Source organism: Arcanobacterium ihumii, assembly GCF_900604515.1.
Lineage (GTDB): Bacteria > Actinomycetota > Actinomycetes > Actinomycetales > Actinomycetaceae > Arcanobacterium_A > Arcanobacterium_A ihumii.
The window spans coordinates 200403-218738 of record NZ_UWOS01000001.1 but is presented as its reverse complement, the minus strand read 5'-3'; the positions used below and the strand labels follow the sequence as shown (position 1 = coordinate 218738).

Below are 18336 nucleotides of genomic sequence, written 5' to 3'. Positions count from 1 at the left end.
CGGGCATGATGAAGTAGAATGTGGAATCGTGGCCACTGATTATAACGTTGAAATTGAAAAGCTCCGCCGAACCTTTAACCAGATCGAGGCGGTTACTGACGTACCTAAATTGACCGAAACGATCGCTCAGTTGACGGAAGAATCGTCGGCACCAGGCTTGTGGGATGATCCCGATGCCGCTCAAGTGGTTACCTCTAAGCTTTCCCACGCCAAGTCAGAGCTGGACAAAGTCGAGAAGATGCGCGGGCGAATCGAAGACCTTGAAACTCTTGTCGAGATGGCCGAAGAAGAAGCTGTTACGGATGCCGACGCCGGTGCCGAGCTGTTCGCTGAAGCTGACGAAGAGTTGGAGAAGGTTTCCACTGCGCTTGCGGACTTGGAAGTGAAAACGTTACTCTCGGGCGAATACGACGAGCGCAACGCCGTCGTGACGATCCGCTCAGGAGCGGGTGGTGTAGATGCTGCCGATTGGGCGCAGATGCTGCAACGCATGTATTTGCGCTGGGCGGAGCGTCACGGCTATGCCACAAAGGTTATGGATACCTCGTATGCTGAAGAAGCAGGAATTAAGTCGACGACTTTTGAAGTTTCTGCACCGTATGCTTACGGAACGCTTTCCGTAGAAGCCGGTACGCATCGCTTGGTGCGCATTTCTCCTTTTGACAACCAAGGTCGACGCCAAACCTCGTTTGCGGCGGTGGAAGTTATTCCTTTGATTGAGACCACCGATCATATTGAGATTCCAGAATCGGAGTTGAAGGTGGACGTTTTCCGTTCTTCTGGCCCAGGTGGGCAATCGGTTAACACCACTGATTCGGCGGTGCGAATGACTCACATTCCAACCGGAATCGTAGTTTCTATGCAGGATGAAAAGTCGCAGATTCAAAACCGCGCATCGGCACTTCGAGTTTTACAGTCTCGCCTTTTGCAGCTGCGTCACGAAGAAGAGCAGGCGAAGAAGAAGGAACTTGCTGGTGATGTAAAGGCGTCGTGGGGCGATCAGATGCGTTCGTACGTTCTGCACCCGTACCAAATGGTCAAAGATTTGCGCACGAACTACGAAGTTGGCAACACTGATTCGGTGTTCGACGGCGATCTAGATGGTTTCATCGACGCTGGTATCCGCTGGCGCCACGGTCAACTCGACGAGGAATGAACTCGCGTCGGCGAGGAATTCGATTCCAAGAGAGTCCCATGTTGCTTTGGGGAGTTAAACTTTCTTGGCTAGCATTATTTTATTTCGGTTCTAGCATAACCTTGCCCACTAATGTGGGGCGTATCGGCGCGTCATTTTTCGCTCTAAATCAAATATCAATAGGGTGTCTAGTGACCGATAACCGTCGCTAGGACGTGAATTTAATGATCAATTTTGAAAATGTAACAAAACTTTACGCTAAGGGTGCCGCCCCTGCGCTTGACCAGGTGTCTCTCACTATTGAGCGAGGCGATTTCGTATTCTTAGTTGGTGCGTCGGGTTCTGGAAAGTCAACAATGCTTTCATTGATTTCCGCTGAGACTGCGCCGACGTCGGGCAAAGTTTTCGTCCTAGGCAAGGATCTTGCCGGCGTCTCTGCACGTCGTGTGCCTTTCCTGCGTCGCCAAATCGGGTACGTTTTCCAAGATTTTCGCCTCCTTTCTGAAAAGAACGTTTTCGATAACGTTGCCTTGGCTATGCAGGTGCTCGGTAAACCGCGCCATGCTATAAAAAAAGAAGTGCCGAAGGTACTCGAACTCGTTGGGCTCGACGGAAAAGAAAACCGCCGTATGTATGAGCTCTCCGGAGGTGAGAAACAGCGCGTTGCTATTGCACGCGCTATGGTGAACCGTCCTGAACTTTTGCTTGCTGACGAGCCAACTGGAAACCTTGATCACGAAACCGCCTTGGGAATTATGCGCCTTCTTGATCGAATCAACCGGCAGGGAACAACCGTTGTAATGGCTACCCACGATCGTGCGATTGTGGATCAGCTGCGTAAACGCGTCGTCGAACTTTCTGATGGTCGTGTCGTGCGAGACCAGGAACGCGGAGCTTACGGAGGGGCTCGGTAATGAAGTTACGTTTTATTCTTTCCCAAACTGTTAAGGGACTACGTGGCAACCTAGCGATGGCATTTTCGGTAACACTCGTTACGTTTGTTTCGTTAGTCTTCATCGGCGCCGCTATTCTTTTGCAGATTCAAATCGGTAACCTCAAGAACGACTGGTACGACAAGGTCGAAGTTTCGGCATTTATGTGTCCACAGCATTCGCAGCGTGCTCAGTGTGCTGCTGGTGAGGCATCTCAAGATCAGATTGACGAAATCTCTACCTATTTAAAGTCGAAGGAAATGAAGCCTTACGTGGCAGAAGTTTATTTCGAATCTAAGGAAGATGCTCTTAAAGCGTTTAAGAAGCAAATGTCTGATTCTGCTTGGGCTGAGGCGATGACCGCCGATCAGATGCAGTCCTCTTACCGGGTTAAGCTAGTTAATCCAGAAGAATATAAGGTTGTAGCCGACGCACTCGAAGGACGTGCGGGCGTTGAATCCGTCATTGATCAGCGTAAACAGCTCGAACCGCTATTTAATACGCTCAATAACTTCACACTGGTCTCTGGCGGTCTAGCTGTGGTTATGGTGATTACAGCGATGTTGCTGATTCCATCCACGATTCGCCTTTCGGCGATGTTTAGACGTAATGAAACTGAAATCATGCGCTACGTTGGTGCATCAAACAAGATGATTCAACTGCCGTTTATCCTCGAAGGAATCATCGCCTCACTGATCGGAGCAGTGCTGGCAATTCTGAGCCTCTGGTTGGTTGTTGAATTCCTTATCAAGGATTGGTTTGGCTCCACTTGGATCCAAATCGTTACGGTTAAGGATGTATTTATTCTCAGCCCGATCTTAGTAATTGCAGCCATCGTTATCGCTTCACTTGCCTCATTCTTCGCGCTAAGAAGGTACACACGAGTCTAAGAAGCCCGAGGAAGCAAGTCTAAAGATGCGTATACGAAGAAATTTTTCAGCGGTTATTGCTACTCTCTCTGTAGCTTGTGTGGGGGCATATATTGCGGTGCCTGCACAAGCTGCAGATCGTGATGATCTTGTTAACCAGCAAAAAGAAAAGCAAAACAGGATTGATTCGTTAACGTCTCAGCTCGAAGGCGTTGACGTCGATATCCAGAAAACTTTCTTGGAATTCGAAAAAACTCGTTCGCAGCTTCCTGGAGCAGAACAAGCGGTACTAGAGGCGCAAAATAAGCTTTCGGCATCGCAACGTGAAGCGGAAACCAACGCGGCAATGCTTGAGGCGGCTCAGTCTGAGCTCAAGACGATCTCGAAGGACATTGATAAAGCCAAGGGTGCTGCTGAAGAATCCCGTCAGTCGCTAGGGGAGTTGGCTCGTGCCTCTTACCGGGGCGAAACTGGACCCAGCACCATCGATCTTGTGCTTGGTTCAAGTTCAGCTAGTGACTTCATCGATTCTTTTCGTGTAACCTCTGCGATTTCGCGCACCCAAACCTTCGCGTTGACTGAGCATGAGCAGGCGACGGCGAGCGCAAAGAATCGCCAGGCACGTCAAGAGGCCGTTGAAAATACCATTGGCGACCTTAAAGCTAAAGCCGATGCTCTGGTTGAGCAAAATAAAGTAAACAAAGAGGCAGCTGACCAAAAACGCAATGAGCTTAACGCGCTCTTGGCAAATATTGATAATCAACATCGCGCTCTTGAGGCATATAAAGATGTAACTAATGCGTCGATTTTACAAACTGAGGCGGAGAGACAATCGATCTCCTCTGAAATTGCGAAGATTGATGAAGAAAATCGCAAAAAAGCCGCGGCAGCTGCGGCGGCTGGTCAAGGTACTGGTAATGCAGACACTTCAGATGGATCATTCTGGCTACATCCGCCGATTCCTGCTCCTTTGTTTGTAACCTCTCCGATGGGGTACCGTATCCATCCAATCACCGGGAAAAGGGTGCTCCATGAGGGAGTAGACCTTCGCTCTCAATGTGGTGAGGCACAGAGAGCTGCTGCAGACGGCGTCGTCATTAAAACAGTTCCCGCATATGTTGGAGGAACCGGTGGCAACCAAGTATGGATTAATCATGGTTTCGTCAATGGGGCATCTTGGGTGACGATCCATCTACATTTAACCACGATAGGTGTGCAAGCTGGTCAATCCGTTAGCCAGGGTCAAGTTATTGGAACAACTGGACAAACGGGGCGTGTGGCTGGTTGTCACGTTCATTTCGAAGTATGGCGTAACGATGTAGTACTTGATCCAATGACGCTCCCGGGATTTACACAGCGCAATTACTAACAGCTTCTAGAATTGAAGGTTAATTTAGACAATCGCGTAAATTTAGATTTTCGGCTTTGCGGTGTAAACTAGGTGGACGTTATCTGTTATTCGCTGTGGGTTTAAGGAGATCGGTCTTTAACTCGCATGATGCCGAGCAGGGAGGTTAATTCGCGTGGCAAAGAAATCACAGGCGACGACGAAGCTTACACCTGCGCAGAAGGCAAAAGCTGAGGCAGACGCAAAACATGTTATTGCGCGCAATAAGAAAGCTCGCCACGACTATCATATTGACAAGGTGATCGAGGCGGGACTGGTGCTTTCTGGTACCGAAGTAAAGGCGTTGCGTATGGGTCGTGCCTCGCTCACAGAAGCGTGGATTGAGTTCGATCGACGTGGGGAAGCATGGTTGATCGGTGCAAATGTTCCGATTTATGCGATGGGATCGTGGACAAACCACAAACCTACTCAGAAACGAAAGTTGCTGTTGCATCGTGATGAGATCCGTTCCCTTGCACTGAAGGTGCGAGATAAGGGAACTACCGTTGTGCCACTTGAGCTGTACTTTATTGGTGGGCGTGCCAAGGTTGAGATTGCGCTGGCTCGCGGCAAGCAAGAATGGGATAAGCGCGAAACACTTAAACGCAGGCAGGATCAACGTGAAGCTGAACGTGCAATGTCCGATGCTCGGCGTGCAAGGCGGTAATTGCTGGATTATGATGCTTCGTGAGAACGCCGGCGTTGTGATGGGTTTGGGGTTGCGATAGGTAACAAATACGCTGGTGATCATGGCGCTAGATTTTTTCTTTGAAGGAATGTATCCTAGACAAATAGTTTCGCACCTTTTGATTCGGTTTGAATAGACTGGATTGAGTTGGTGCGGTTTGAAAACTAAATATGGGGATGATCGGTTTCGACGGTAGTGACTGCCGAAGGGAAGCGGGTAGAGGATGTAGAGTCATCTCTTTAACGATTCTCTGCAAAAAATTAGTTGCCAACAAGCAGCATTCTGACTTCGCCCTCGCCGCCTGAGCGAGCGCCTAAGTCCGTCACACTAACGTTGCTTTCGCGTTAGATTCGTGGCGTCGTTTTTGAAAGCCACTGTTTTGCCAGCTCGTTAGTGGTTGGTAAAACACATTTAGCTAACTAGGTTCGTCAGCGACTTGTTTGCGTGAGTGCTGGAGCCAAAAACAACGTTTAGCAAACTGCACCCGGAGAAGACTTGGGTTTTGCACTATCGGACCAGGGTTCAATTCCCTGCATCTCCACCATTGCTACTCAACTTTGGATACAAGGTTGTGAGAGCAGACAGAACCCCTCGGGTTCCGCGTTTTACCAGGTAAAGCGCGGGGTTCGGGGGGGGGTTCTGTGTGGTAGGAGGCGGGTGCGATCACGGCGCTAACTTGCATCTTCCGAGGCAAAGTCGAGGAGGGGTCGTCGTAAACGGGACGGTACGCTCGATGCTGTCAAATTGTACATCTAGGCGTTAAATCGTTGGCACTAATCGTCAAAATATACAGAAGCATTACCGCTGAAAGTTTGCGCTTCTAAACGCCTTCTTGTTCAAACCCACAACGCCTTGGACTGTAAAACGCATACTCAGCTTGTTGTTTCTGGGAGTTCCGAAAGCTTTGCCTGACCACTCATGAAACCCTGAAGTAGCCAATCTCGCAAATTCTTGAGCTGCAAAATCTCCTTGACGCTTGAGATAACTGTGTCCTTAAGGTTTAGCATGCCAAATTTGGCAACGGTTCTTTCGTCATATGGCACCCACCGGCTTAGGAGAGCGTCAGATGAGACCGTAGGCATGCGCGTTCCGGTTGAAACTCGCATCGCGAAGTCAAACATTGAATCACTGGCAAACGTGCACATTGCGAAATTGTAATCCTCCGGTCGGCGTACCGAGAATGAGCGAACGGTTCCAGCGACTGCACCATTGCACGGCGCTATCCCTGCCTTTTTCAAATATGGCCTGATTCCCCCGAAAAGAATGTCGCCTTCATGCATTCCAAATAGATTGCTGGAAAATTCATCGCTGGAGTTGAGGGTGCTAAGCCCAATCGACCTAGAAGGCATGACACTCAGATCGATTGTTGGCTGACTTGACTTATTAATCAATGTTCTAGAATTTTTTCGAAGAATGTCTTGAAGTTGTATGGCGGTCCATCCGTAAGGGATTTCTCGATTCAAGGTCTCGTTCCACACCATTTTCCCCCCGGAAGTGCGGTACGGCCTACCTCGATCGTCTGGGAAGTCAAACTGCACAAACCAATAGTTGTAAATGGTCGACATCATGGCCTGAGTAGTTTCGATGATCTTGCTGTTTAGCTGTATCGCGCTGTTAATGCTCCAAAGCAGCTCGCCGACAGACTCACAATTCTCAACAATCGGAACTTTGATATCGCGGAGTGCAGGTATTGTGAGGTTGCTAGCTATCGATCCTGTAGCGTTTGCTCGACGAAATTGAGTCTTTGCATATTCCGACATAAGCGCAAACACAAGGTACTTTGCGCTACATCTCTCTGGATTGGTCTTTAATAGCACCAGTCTCTGCCCGAGACAGCACTCCAAGCCGGGCGGAACAATCCCTACAGTCCCGATTGGCGCCTCCCTGGAGATTATGATGTCGTAGGGTTCCGGTAGGGCTCGGCGTACCCTTTCGAGATAGGTCGATTCGTCGACGAAGTACCCATCTGAGAAGTCCAAATTGCCATCTTTAAGATTGAAGTTCCGAACTACACGTTTTCCGTCGGGAGTCCAATTTGGTGTCGAATGTGGGCAGTCGATAACATCTGCGACAAGTTCGTCCAACCGCTCAATGTGAATGCCACTCCTATTCATATTTCACCATTTCCAATCGGTCGAGAAGATCTTTACGGATATCAGCGCTCTCTTGAAACAATTGGCCGAGGGTCGATTCAAACTCCGCCATTCTAGAAGAGAACTCTTCTTGCGTAAGGTCGAGGTGCTGTACCTTGACGTCAAAGAATTGACCCGGGGCTAGGGTGTACTTCTTTTCAACCACGGCCTCGTATGTGACGGTGACTGAAAAATCGTCGATTGCTTCGCGTCGCCTAAACGCGTCGACTATCCGTTCAATCTCCTCGGGGCGTAAACGCCTCTTCTTGTTGTTGTTTTCCTTGTATTCTTCACCAAGACTTGAGGCGTCGACTAACACGATGTCATCGTTTGTGCGTGAATTATCAAAGAATAAAACGGAAACATTTGTACCGGTGTTAGCGAATACGTTAGCTGGCATACTTACTGCGCCGCTCACAATGCGCTCGTCTACCAAGTGTTTGAGCACGGTCCTCTCAACGCCCGTCTTGGCGGATAGGAAACCAGTGGGAACGACGATTGCTCCTCTTCCGGTCGATTTCAACGAATTGATGACATGTTGAATGAAGAGGGTGTAGATCGCCATCGACTCCTTCTTCTTGTTCGGAACCTTTGGTATCCCTCCCCAAAAGCGAGCTGGCATCGCAGCTAGTCCTTCACGGGTATCCGAGAAATCCATCTTAAAAGGAGGGTTTGAGACTACAAAGTCGAATTGTCTGATACCCGTCCCGTCGTCGGTCTTGTGGTACGGGCTAAGTAGAGTGTCCCCCTGCACGATGTGATCCAATGAGGACACAAGACCGTTCAGAATCAGATTGAGCTTCAGCATCTTGTTGCTTCGCTGTGAGATGTCTTGTGCGAAGATTGTGCATCTGTCCTCGCCAATCTGGTGACTCAATGCCATGAGCAGGGTACCGGTGCCAGCGGAGGGATCGTAGACCTCGATGTTGTGGAGGTCCGAGTCGTCGCCGACTAGGAGGCGAGCCATAATGGTGGCGATAGCATGCGGCGTATAATACTCGGCATACTTCCCGCCACCGGCGGTGTTGTAGTCCTTGATTAGGTATTCAAAAATTGCAGCAAAAAAATCGTAGTGCTCGTCGAAAGCCTCTTCGAAAGTAAAATTAACAAGCTTGTCGACAAGTGCACGTGCGAAGGGTGCACGCTGTGCTTCATCCGTAATGAAGTCAGTGAGTTTTTCAAATAGTGGGATTTTGGTCTTCTCAATTGTTTGTGTTGAGAAGATCGAAACATTTTTATCGGCAATATCCAACATTGTGGAATCGAAAATAAGGTCAAAGTCGCCTTTTGTCTGCTGGTTCCACAAATGCGAAATTAGATGATGCGGTTGGAGTCGAGGAACGTCGGGAGATAGTTCATCGAGTAGGTCGAGACGTTCGATTTCGCTCAGTGCCGAATAGGCAATCTCCCAGCTCTCTGCCTGAGCTATTGCTGAACGCAAATTCTTGATCTCATAACCGAACTTGTCATTCAAGAACTTGTAAAGGAATACCTGGGTGATGATCTTGTATTCGTTGCCGTCATTGCCGAGCCCGTAGGACTGGCACGTCGACTTGAGTGCGTCGATCAGGTCGATTGTGCGTTGTTTGATTTCAATGTTCATTGGTGTCCTTCGGCTTATGCGGCTAGGTAGGTTGCGTTGTACTGGTCGAGATATTGGCGTGCGATGCGCTGCTGCATGAACTGACGATCGCTCCTATCGGAGGTAAAGCCAAGTTCATTAAGCCCAGTGGCGAGCTGTTGCATGACTGTCTGCTCGAAGTAGGCGTCCTTCTTTAGGATGTCGCTGCGGTCATAGACACGATCATCGATGTTGGTCTTGATCGCTTCGAGGAAAGACAGGATCTTCTCGTCGTATGCGGCCACGATCGGAGCCTTCCCAACAGTTTTACGTCGTTCGTTCTCTTCACGGATTCGTTTGTGGATTCGAACGAATTTAGCGTCTCCTCGGTACTTTGCTCGGAGAGTGTTGTTCTGACGTTGAAGCTCGACTAGTTTCTTATATACTTCATCGAGGGCACGCGATTCCTCATCAAAGTCTGTGAAGCTGTCAATCACAAACCCGCGCTCCTTAAAGCGCTGCATGAATGCGTCTTTGAGCGTGATGTATTTCGGGTCTTCCTGATCGATGTTCTCAGTGAAAGCTTGAATTGTGCGTTGCCACTTGCTTTGGAGTTCTTGCTCAGCACCAGTGGCGAGGCGCATTTCTTCACTGTCTTTGAGACGGAAGTTGAACTCGATTTCCTGCATGGCTTCATTGATGGCACGGGAGGTTTCATCAGAGTTGTGGAAGGCTTCCTTCTGATTGAAAATCATGATGGCGCGCTCGACCTCAGAGAGCAGCTCAGGGAGTCGGTCAATCTTGAGTGCATCCATCTCGGCCTTGAGCTCGTCATCACCAAAAGTGCGGGCGACATTGAATGATTCTCGGATTGATAGCAGTGACTTGCGCAGTTCGATCAGCTCGGTTTTATCCTCAATGACAGAGATCTGACTGGAGAATACCTCGGCGTTATCGAGGTCGTAGTTGAACAGGTGTTGACGTGCGGTTTCGACTCGTTCGATCAGCTCTTCGGGGTCTTCAAGGATGGTGGCGAATGCGTCCTGACCTGAATCATCACCTGTTTCGTCGGGGTCGTTGAAGCGGTTGAGCTCGTGGAGATAGGCGCGATTGGTGTCCTCGAAGTTCGCCTTGATGTCAGCGAAATCGACGACAAAACCGTAGCGCAGGTCCTTGTAGGGTCGGTTGACTCGCGTGAGTGCCTGCAGCAGGTTGTGGTCCTTGAGGCGACGACCGAGATACAGGCGCTTGAGGCGGGGTGCATCGAAGCCGGTCAAGAGCATGTTGAACACTATCAGGACGTCGACGGTCATGTTCTTCTTGAAGTTTGTGACCGTTTGAGTGCGGGTTTCTTTGTCTTGGAAATCATGGAGGATGAGTCCTGCTTTGAGCGAGATCGGGTGTGATGAGCTGACGTTGTACTGTGCCTGGACTTCGTCGAAGTAGGCATAAAGCTTGCGAGCCTGCTCCGCGGTCTCACAAATGATCATCGCGCCTAGAGTGTCATCGCCTTGGATAATGCGGAAGTTGGTGAAGTCGCTGAGGATGTAGTGGAGGAGTTCCTTGACGTACTTGTCATGTTCTACGATCTCGTTCTTTGGAACGTCTTTCTTTTGAACGAGGTTTTCGATGGAGTCGTAGATCTCAGAGAGCCGCTCACGATAGGTAGTTTCGATGTCTTCTCGAATGATTTTTAGGGTGTAGCCATCTTGAATCGACTTGTCGTAGTAGTAGGTATGCAAGTAGTCGCCGAAGATCTTCCACGAAGCGCGTTCCTCACGCAATAAAGGTGTACCCGTGAGCGCGATCTTGATGGAGCTCGGGTCTGCTTCAAAGAGATTTGCTAGGAAGCTGCCGACTGGGTTGTAGCCACGATGCGCTTCGTCGATGATGAAGATGCGTTGCAGGTTGGTCGCGTAGCCAGACAAATCCACTCGAGCTTTGTCTTCGGCAAAACGCTGGATGTTAACGACGGTGATCTCCCGTTTGCCAGTATTCCCCTCAAGTGACTGGTTGGTGCGGAACTGCTCCATGAGCTCTTCGCGGGAGTTGGCAGTTTTGACAGAAAGCCCGCGTGCTTCAAATTCTTGGCTTGCCTGTTCTAGTAGATCGAGTCGATCGACGATGAAGTAGAACTTGGCAACCTTGTTCTGGTTAGCGAAGTAATCAGTGAGAACACCGTTGAGGTTGTACGACAGTGCAGTCTTGCCGCTTCCTTGTGTGTGCCAGATAACGCCAGAGGTGATTCCGTCTTTGAGTTTCTCGCGAATGGCTAGGGAGGCAAACATCTGCTGGTAGCGCATGATGTGCTTTTGATCAGTGGATTCGATCCTTCCGTCGACTTCTTTGTCCATGCGAACGTAGGCGATACCGTACCTGATTAGGAACAGCAGCCGTTCTGGCGAGCACATCGAAGTGAGTACCCTGTTTGTGGGCGTGTTAATGCCCAGGTTTGTCTGATATTCGACGGTGGTGTGGATAACCTGTGCGTTGAAGTCGGAAAGGACCTGCTTTTCGACGGCGGGATCGACCGGAAGGTAGGGGTAGTGTTGATTGTACGGCGGAATGGATGTATTGCGGGGGTTTTCCTCGCGGAAGGTTGAGAACTTCGTTTTCGCTCGTGCGGAGGTGCAGTAGAACACTCCCTGGATTGGGGTGATGCCTCCTTGTGCGTCGTACTCCATGTTGTTGGAGAAGATCATCAGCTGTGTAATGTTGATGAACCGTCGGAACTTTCTGTTGGGGAAGCGTCCACGGTTCATTCGCTCACTCTCCGCCACCATGCCACCCTGGTTGTGGGGACGCTTTACCTCAATGAAAGCAAGGGGTAGACCGTTTACGAAAAGAGTGATGTCGGGACGAAAGCTGTCGTCTCCGTTCTTGCACGTGAATTCCGCGGTGAATCGGAAGTCGTTGTTTGCGGGATTGTCAAAGTCGATTAGCCGAACAGGGGAGACGCTGGTAAGTCGTTCGTAAAAGCTTCGGCCGAGGTCGTCATTGTCTAGCTCCTGTCGTATGGTGCGCAAGGTTTCTTCCGCTGACCCAGTGTGTTCCGGATTAAGAAGGGCAAACTGTTTCTTGAACACTTCGATGAGAATGTTGGTGTCGGCATCGAAGTGTATACCTGCGTCGCGTTCGTGGAATCTGCCAGCGTAGACGTATCCAAGTCGCGCCAAGTGGACAAGGGCAGGCATTTGAACGCGTGTTGCTTCGTTGAAATCTCTAGCCATTGGCTTTTCCCTTCTTTTCGTCAATACGGCAAATATCAGTGAGCTGGACACCTAGTTCAAGGTAGAGTCTGGCGAGGACCTCGATTGTTACGTTCCCATCTTTGGCAAGTTTCGCCATCGTAGCTGAGGAGAGATTGGTCTTCTTGCGTAGTTGCTCGCGGGTCATTTCCTTATCGATGAGAAGCTTCCACAGTGGCTTGAAGGTGTAGCTCATTTGTTTGCGCCTTCCTTTTCAACATTCCAAGTAAAGCCATAGAGTGCGTGCGGTCCTTCGCCGAGCTTGATCACACGAGTATTCTCGACAGATCCAAGGGCGGTTTCGCCGTATGCTTTAGCCGCATCAAACGAGTAGAACACCTGTTTGGGCTCGTCTGCCTGGCTCTCGAGATGTCTGGTCTCCTCGTACAGCGATAGCAGATTGCGTACGGGATCGAATGCGATTTGCTTAGTGAGTGCGGAGTCGTGAATGAGGAACGGCAGTGGCGTCAATTGAAGTATCGCCAGATCTAGAAGTATGAGGTTCTTGGACTTGTTGCCCGCACCGGTGTCCCCGTTGTGATCGAAGTCGTAGGTGACCGCGTTTCGGCCGAGTTTGAACGACAAGATCGGCGGGAGCCGTTTGGTGTCTGGGTACAGGGCACGATTGAACTCACGCATCTCGTCATTAATGGCTGCGGCAAGTGAGTTGAGCTTTCTGGGGATTGCCTGCTCAAGCTCTGCCTTGAGTTCTTTCCGCCGCGCTTCGATGGCTTGAGTCTTGTCGAACATCTCGATTTGTTGCTCGTACTGGCGAATCGTGGCTACCAGCTCCCCACTTTCTTGGTAGATCTCATCATCCAGCTCGACGCTCTCTCCAAGGGCGTGGATGCTGCTTATCACGCGCGACGCCTGAGCTTGCAGTGCGGCAATGCTGGTCTCATAGAGTTGCTGTTGTTCGAGCAACTGCTCGCGCAAGATGCCAACGAGTTTGTGATGGTACATCTCGACGGTCTCGAGGAGTTCCTTGTTGGCATTGGGGAAGTACTCGTAGAAGTGCTCAAGATCGTCTGTTGTAATACGCGATTCGCCGTTTAGGGTTGCGTTGACGGCGGCCAGGCGTCCCCGAAATGCGTTAATACTCGTTTCGATTGGCCGCAATTGTGCACGGAGTTGCTGTTGTTCGGCTTCGGCCTTGTCGCGTTCTTCGAACAGCTCTAAATCGACTTTTACCTTGTGTCGTGCGAGTTCGTTTCGTGCGGCCTGGAGGAGATCCTCGGCCTCTTGGCGCTCCGCCTTCTTGGTGATGCTGATGTACCGGCTAAGTTTCGACTTGGCCATTGAGTTCAGGAGCTTCTTTTCATCCTGAGCTTTTGTTAGTGCCCGTTGGGTCTTTTCGATCTCTTGGTACACGTTGAGCAGCCGAAGTAGTGCCGCTGCGCCCTTAGCCGCCGGTTCCTGGGGCACCGATGCTAGCGGGTAGTCAAGCAGGGAAAGTTCCGACACATCGACTCGGCAGAAACGTCCTACAAGGTCTCGAAAGGATGTGCCTAGCTCGTTCAAGCCATATGCGGTGAGGAGCTGATTCAAATATTCATCGATACCCAGTGCTTCACCAGCGGGAGTAGTCCAATTCTTGTCGATATAAGGCTGGATCAGGTCGGGGCGCGAGGTGTCTCGTGAGTAGTGGAAGTCGACTCCGCTGAGACGGATCGTGAAATAGATCGGGTGGTGACCGACGGCTTGTGGGAGTCGAACAGCATCGGATGAGAGAAAGCGCTTTCCACCGTATGCGAAGTCAATGATTTCAAGAACTGTTGATTTCCCGATGGAATTCTCAGCTTCAGCTCCACCTTCGACCAGGTTCAAGCCAGGACGAAACTCGATCGGTTCCCTTGAGTTACCATCGATCTTGAACGCGGGTGACCAAAGTCTAACGAGCATATTCTACCGTCCCTTTATCCTCATCGAGTATGAGCTCTCTTAGTGCGAGTAGAAGAGAGAGTGCTTCGATGAAGTCGGTGGCAGATGGAATGTCGCGCCAAACTTCTTCACGCAACTCCGCTACAGGCATCAGGCCCATCTCAAGCGTTGCCATGATAGGTGGGAGTAGGGCCAGGGTGGATTCTTTGAAAGTGTAGAGCTTGTTTGGGAGGCGAATCATGCGGCCAAGACCTTACCTGTTAGATCCTCGGGGTTGAAGAGCTCGCAGATTTGAATCATGTAGGCAACGAGCACCTCTGAGGCATACTGGTCGCCTCCGGTCTGGTCCGCGATCCACATGGCCAGTCTTGAGAAAATCTCAGCTTCAGTCAGGTCGGCGTCGATCATTGACCACCAAGCTGCCTTTATTTGTGCTCTCATCCGGTTGAAGCTGAACTGACCGGTGCTTTCTAGTGCTTGAGATTCTAGTCGGATGACGCGCTCGTAGATGGCCATGGCATCGCTGCAGCGCGAGAGTAGACCGTCATCGGTGAGTTTTTGCTCGAGTGGAACAACGATGTAATTCGGGTCGAATGTTCGCTGAGCCCGCGGCAGAGCCTTGATGCGTTGAAGTAAGTCGACAAGTTTCTTGTCTAAGTCCAAAGGTGCCAGGTCGTCACCCAGCTGCTGTTGTGTCAGTAGGCGAGAGTTACTGTACTGAAGGGCGGCCACGTCATCCTTGGTATGGGCGAGGCGGTACTTCTCGCCGCAGGGAAGACAAAGCACGGCAAAGTCATCCCGAGATGGCTCGGGAGTGTCGCTATCAAGGAAGACGATCTGCGGAGAGGCTTTGGACTTCCCATTCGACACAGTAACCATAGAAGCGCCACACACTTGACACCCTCTGGACCGGACCAGCAACTCTTGCCGATAGGCCGCCAGAGCGGCGTGAATACGGATCTCTCGTCGCAGCGCAGAATCGTCAGTGGTGATCTTGGCCTTCTCGTGCAAGATATTGACTAGTTCATTTGCGGCATCGAATGCTAGTTGATCAATCTTGGTTCCCAATCCGAATTGCTCCAAGTTGTGAACGATCAGCATCTTTGCTGCATCGTCGAGGTCTTGAATCACGTCGATGAAATTGTCGATGCGCAGCCGCGAATGAATGGCTTGAGCCAACTTCTTCGTAAACGCGTTGTCGCGAGACGTCATTGAATCCAATGTTGAATCCGATACGACCGTGATCGGATCGTTCCTCGTGCCCCACTCGTTTTCGGTCACGGTAGTGAACATCGAAATAAGTTCCCGTAGGTAAGGGGCGCGCGAAAGCTTGCCCGGAACCAATGGGCGCATCGCCTCAGCGAACTCGAAAAACTTCATCGCAACCTCCCTCCATGCAAGAGTCTCACAAAGTCTCACGGGTTCTCTCACATTCCATCTCGGCTCGAGTAGGGCCGATTCGTACCTTGTAAACAAGTCCTCGACGACTACATCGGTACGCGAACGTGAAGAATCCCTTTACCAAGTCTACCGCAGGGTAAGACCCCGGACGAGACCGGACGTGCCGATGGAAGTCAGTGATCGAGAACCTGCTGACAAGGCGGCGCCGCCGCCAAGTTAGCCCCAATCGACTTAGGCAGGAGGTGAACAAACGATGACAAGGAAGAACCGAAAGCAGACCTCACCAGTCGTGGCGAGGAAGGCTTCTGCTGCTCTCCGAGACGGCCGCTCGAGCTCTCGAACGAAGTCGATCGCTGGCTCCGCGCTAGCGCAGGCCAGGTCGAAGCCACGCAAGTAGTGGCTTCATAAGGGTGTTGTGTCGCGGTGCACAGCAAGACGGCACTCTTCTTCACCTTCCACGGCATCAGCTGGCCGTGGTCGTAAACAGACATCCGTAATTGCGAGACCCGGTTGGGCGCCAACGGGTCAGACCCTCACTTCGGTGACGGTCTGGCCCGTTTCCTTTTGCCTCAACCACTTCGTCTCGCAGCCACAAGTCGTCTGACCCCTTCCAGGTCTCGCTCCAACCCCGCTTAGCAGCGGGAAGGAGCGAACATGAAAAACCGAAATACCGAAAATCCGAACAACCGCAACAACGACAACGAGACCTGCGAGCTCACGCTTCGGTTCGAACGCAACAACTCGACCGAGCGATACCCCTGCCAGTACTACACCGTGGAGGTGAGCGCCGACGAGGTAGCCGTCATGGTGGAGAGGGACTTCGAGCAGCGCCTGGCGACTGCCGAGGACCCCGGTCTGGTGGAGCGGCGTGACCCGGGCACCATCCTTGACGGAGAGGTCGGGCGAGTCGAGTACAACCAGGCGAAACGCCACCACCGTAACACTGCCTACCAGGCCTCAACGCCAAGGGATGAAACCGAGCCGATTTCGGTGATCGAGTCCGAGTTGAGCGCCGATGGTTACCTCGCTGGCCGGACCGCTTTGGCAGACCCCGCGGATGACTGGACCGGAGCGCTGGCGATCTGGGACGCAATCAACTCACTCCAAGAGCGTGAGCGTGACGTCCTGGTCGCCGTGAAGCTCGACGGCTTCACTCAGGCGGAGGTAGCTGCCCAGCTCGGTGTCTCACAACCCATGGTCGCCAAGATCCTCAAGCGCGCCATCACGAAGTTGGAGGCGATGCTCCGATGAACGGTTATAAAGCACCACTCCTCAAAGCCCTCTCAGTAGCGGGACGTGCCAATCCGGGCGTGACGGTCCTGCGTGAAGAGGAAGGAGTGTCGATGAGGCACATCATTAAGGTCCGGGTGAGGCCCGAGACGGACTCGGTGCTCCGGGTCCGAGAGATGCGGCTTCGTGACCGGCTGGCGCGTCGGATCTTCGGTGCGAGCGACCGGTACGCAGTGCTGATCCCCGGCGCGAGCGTCGACGAGGTCACGATCGTCGAAAACCAGTCTGATGATCTCATGGCGATCGCTGACGCCATCCAGGGCGGTGAGCGCGAGTGAACGTCACGGAAGCGAACAAGATCATTGCCGCTTGCAACCAGATCGCGGAACTTGCCACCCTCCTAGCGGGCGAGGTCGAGCAAGCAGCCTGGGAAGGCATCGAAGGCCACGCCGGTATGAGTGGTGCACGGCCGATCGCTGCGGCGCAACTTGCCCAGCCCGGACTGGAAGCCGCCTACCAGGACCACCTCGACCAGCAGGAAGCACAGGCACCGGCGGTGGAGGTGAGTGTGGAGCAGGTTCGTGAGGCTCTCGCGATCTTGTCGAAACAGGGCAAGACCGCGACGGCACGTGAGCTGATCGAAAAGGCTGGTGCTATGAGGCTCTCGGCGGTGGACCCGTCGAAGTATGCGTGGCTGCTGGCCGAGGCTCAGGCGGTGGCACATGCCGAGTGATCACGCGCTCTTGAGCGCATCGAGTGCACATAGGTGGCTGAACTGCACACCGTCCGTCCTTGCGAGCCGAGGTACGCCTGGTGTGTCGTCGGCTGCGGCCGAGCAGGGCACCGCGGCACACGAACTCGCCGAGTGGAAGCTCCGCCGAGCACTCCACCTCCACCCGACCACCAGACCGGTCTCCAACTGGCAGGACGAGGAAATGGAGACGCACACCGACGACTATGTCGCGTATGTCCAGCAGGTTCTCGCTGAGACCCGCCGGGGGACGTCGGATTCGTTGGTGTGTATTGAGCAGCGGCTCGACTACTCGCACGTCGTTCCGGGTGGGTTTGGGACGGGGGATTGTGTGATCGTCGCCGACGGCACCCTCCACGTCATCGACCTCAAATACGGGGCAGGCGTCCTCGTCGACGCCGTGGAGAATCCGCAGCTCAAGCTGTATGCGATTGGTGCGATCGCCGCCTTCGACATGCTCTACGACATCACCACTGTCGTCGTGCATATCTTCCAGCCTCGCCGCGAGAACGTCACCACCTGGGAAACCAGCGTCGCCGACCTCGAGGAATGGGCCGAACAGGTGGTGCGACCGAAAGCAGAACTCGCCGCCACGGGTGAGGGGAGCTTTTGTCCTGGGGCGTGGTGTCAGTTTTGTGCGATCGCACCCACCTGCCGGGCCCGCGCGGCGGCAAACCTTGCTCTTGCCAAGGGCGAGTTTGCTCCACCCGCCGAGCTCACTGACACCGAGATCGCCGCGGTGTTGGCGCGGCTGCCACAGCTCACGAAGTGGGCCTCGGATGTGGAGGCGTACGCGACTTCCCTTGCCGTGAACCAGGGCAAGCAGTGGCCTGGGTTCAAGCTCGTGACCGGACGCTCGATGCGCAAGTACACGAGCGAGGCGAAGGTGATCGCCGCCCTTGAGGGTGCGGGGGTCACCGACATCTTCGAGAAGAAGCTGCGCACCATCACCGCGATGGAAAAGCAGCTCGGCAAGACCACGTTCGCCGAGATCCTCGGAGACCTCGTGGTCAAACCGGCGGGTAAACCCGTGCTCGTGCCGGACTCCGATAAACGCGCCGCCCTCGACCTACGGGACGCGGCAACTGAATTCACCGTTAGTAACGAAACCAAGAAATGAG

Annotated in this window: 16 protein-coding genes and 1 other RNA gene; 10 read left to right on the top strand and 7 right to left on the bottom strand. The window is 52.5% G+C overall.

Annotation, left to right across the window (positions count from 1 at the left end; genetic code table 11):
* Window positions 1–28 precede the first annotated feature (28 nt).
* From prfB to ssrA, 6 genes are all read left to right on the top strand, one after another.
* Window positions 29–1156: a peptide chain release factor 2 gene (gene prfB / locus EIH22_RS01000; RefSeq protein ID WP_124053968.1), complete on the top strand. Its 1128-nt coding sequence runs from the start codon at window positions 29–31 to the stop codon at window positions 1154–1156.
* A gap of 203 nt (window positions 1157–1359) precedes the next feature.
* Entirely contained in the window at window positions 1360–2049 is a 690-nt protein-coding gene (ftsE, locus tag EIH22_RS00995; RefSeq protein WP_124053967.1) for a cell division ATP-binding protein FtsE, read from the top strand.
* A complete protein-coding gene (gene ftsX, locus EIH22_RS00990; RefSeq protein ID WP_124053966.1) occupies window positions 2049–2957 on the top strand; it encodes a permease-like cell division protein FtsX in 909 nt (302 codons plus the stop codon). Before ftsE ends, ftsX begins: the two co-directional genes overlap by 1 nt.
* Window positions 2958–2982: 25 nt before the next feature.
* The gene (locus EIH22_RS00985) at window positions 2983–4305 is read left to right on the top strand and encodes a M23 family metallopeptidase (RefSeq protein ID WP_124053965.1); all 1323 of its coding nucleotides are present in this window, start codon (window positions 2983–2985) and stop codon (window positions 4303–4305) included.
* Between the two features lie 154 nt (window positions 4306–4459).
* The gene (smpB, locus tag EIH22_RS00980) at window positions 4460–4990 is read left to right on the top strand and encodes an SsrA-binding protein SmpB (protein WP_124053964.1); all 531 of its coding nucleotides are present in this window, start codon (window positions 4460–4462) and stop codon (window positions 4988–4990) included.
* 193 nt (window positions 4991–5183) lie between these two features.
* Window positions 5184–5555: a transfer-messenger RNA gene (ssrA, locus tag EIH22_RS00975) on the top strand.
* A gap of 328 nt (window positions 5556–5883) precedes the next feature.
* On the opposite strand, the gene EIH22_RS00970 is transcribed toward ssrA, so the two are convergent.
* From EIH22_RS00970 to EIH22_RS00940, 7 genes are read right to left on the bottom strand one after another with little or no spacing between them, the layout of a single operon-like run.
* Entirely contained in the window at window positions 5884–7095 is a 1212-nt protein-coding gene (locus EIH22_RS00970) for a restriction endonuclease subunit S (RefSeq protein WP_235001715.1), read from the bottom strand.
* A gap of 22 nt (window positions 7096–7117) precedes the next feature.
* Window positions 7118–8746: an HsdM family class I SAM-dependent methyltransferase gene (locus EIH22_RS00965; RefSeq protein WP_124053962.1), complete on the bottom strand. Its 1629-nt coding sequence runs from the start codon at window positions 8744–8746 to the stop codon at window positions 7118–7120.
* 14 nt (window positions 8747–8760) lie between these two features.
* Window positions 8761–11934, bottom strand: coding sequence for a type I restriction endonuclease subunit R (locus EIH22_RS00960; protein ID WP_124053961.1), 3174 nt, complete (start codon window positions 11932–11934; stop codon window positions 8761–8763).
* Window positions 11927–12148, bottom strand: a complete 222-nt coding sequence (locus tag EIH22_RS00955) for a helix-turn-helix domain-containing protein (RefSeq protein WP_124053960.1) — start codon at window positions 12146–12148, stop codon at window positions 11927–11929. Before EIH22_RS00955 ends, EIH22_RS00960 begins: the two co-directional genes overlap by 8 nt.
* Window positions 12145–13854 (bottom strand): DUF2326 domain-containing protein, encoded by a 1710-nt coding sequence (locus EIH22_RS00950; RefSeq protein WP_124053959.1) that lies wholly within the window; start codon window positions 13852–13854, stop codon window positions 12145–12147. Before EIH22_RS00950 ends, EIH22_RS00955 begins: the two co-directional genes overlap by 4 nt.
* The gene (locus EIH22_RS00945) at window positions 13844–14074 is read right to left on the bottom strand and encodes an ABC-three component system middle component 7 (protein WP_124053958.1); all 231 of its coding nucleotides are present in this window, start codon (window positions 14072–14074) and stop codon (window positions 13844–13846) included. Before EIH22_RS00945 ends, EIH22_RS00950 begins: the two co-directional genes overlap by 11 nt.
* The gene (locus EIH22_RS00940; RefSeq protein WP_124053957.1) at window positions 14071–15252 is read right to left on the bottom strand and encodes an ABC-three component system protein; all 1182 of its coding nucleotides are present in this window, start codon (window positions 15250–15252) and stop codon (window positions 14071–14073) included. The genes EIH22_RS00945 and EIH22_RS00940 overlap by 4 nt, the downstream gene beginning before the upstream one ends.
* Before the next feature lie 636 nt (window positions 15253–15888).
* On the opposite strand from EIH22_RS00940, the gene EIH22_RS00935 reads away from it, so the two are divergent.
* From EIH22_RS00935 to EIH22_RS00920, 4 genes are read left to right on the top strand one after another with little or no spacing between them, the layout of a single operon-like run.
* The gene (locus EIH22_RS00935; protein ID WP_124053956.1) at window positions 15889–16485 is read left to right on the top strand and encodes a sigma-70 family RNA polymerase sigma factor; all 597 of its coding nucleotides are present in this window, start codon (window positions 15889–15891) and stop codon (window positions 16483–16485) included.
* Window positions 16482–16802: a hypothetical protein gene (locus tag EIH22_RS00930; protein ID WP_124053955.1), complete on the top strand. Its 321-nt coding sequence runs from the start codon at window positions 16482–16484 to the stop codon at window positions 16800–16802. The genes EIH22_RS00935 and EIH22_RS00930 overlap by 4 nt, the downstream gene beginning before the upstream one ends.
* Window positions 16799–17197: a hypothetical protein gene (locus EIH22_RS00925; protein ID WP_124053954.1), complete on the top strand. Its 399-nt coding sequence runs from the start codon at window positions 16799–16801 to the stop codon at window positions 17195–17197. Before EIH22_RS00930 ends, EIH22_RS00925 begins: the two co-directional genes overlap by 4 nt.
* Window positions 17151–18335 (top strand): DUF2800 domain-containing protein, encoded by a 1185-nt coding sequence (locus EIH22_RS00920; protein WP_456061853.1) that lies wholly within the window; start codon window positions 17151–17153, stop codon window positions 18333–18335. Before EIH22_RS00925 ends, EIH22_RS00920 begins: the two co-directional genes overlap by 47 nt.
* The last annotated feature ends 1 nt before the right edge of the window (window position 18336 follow it).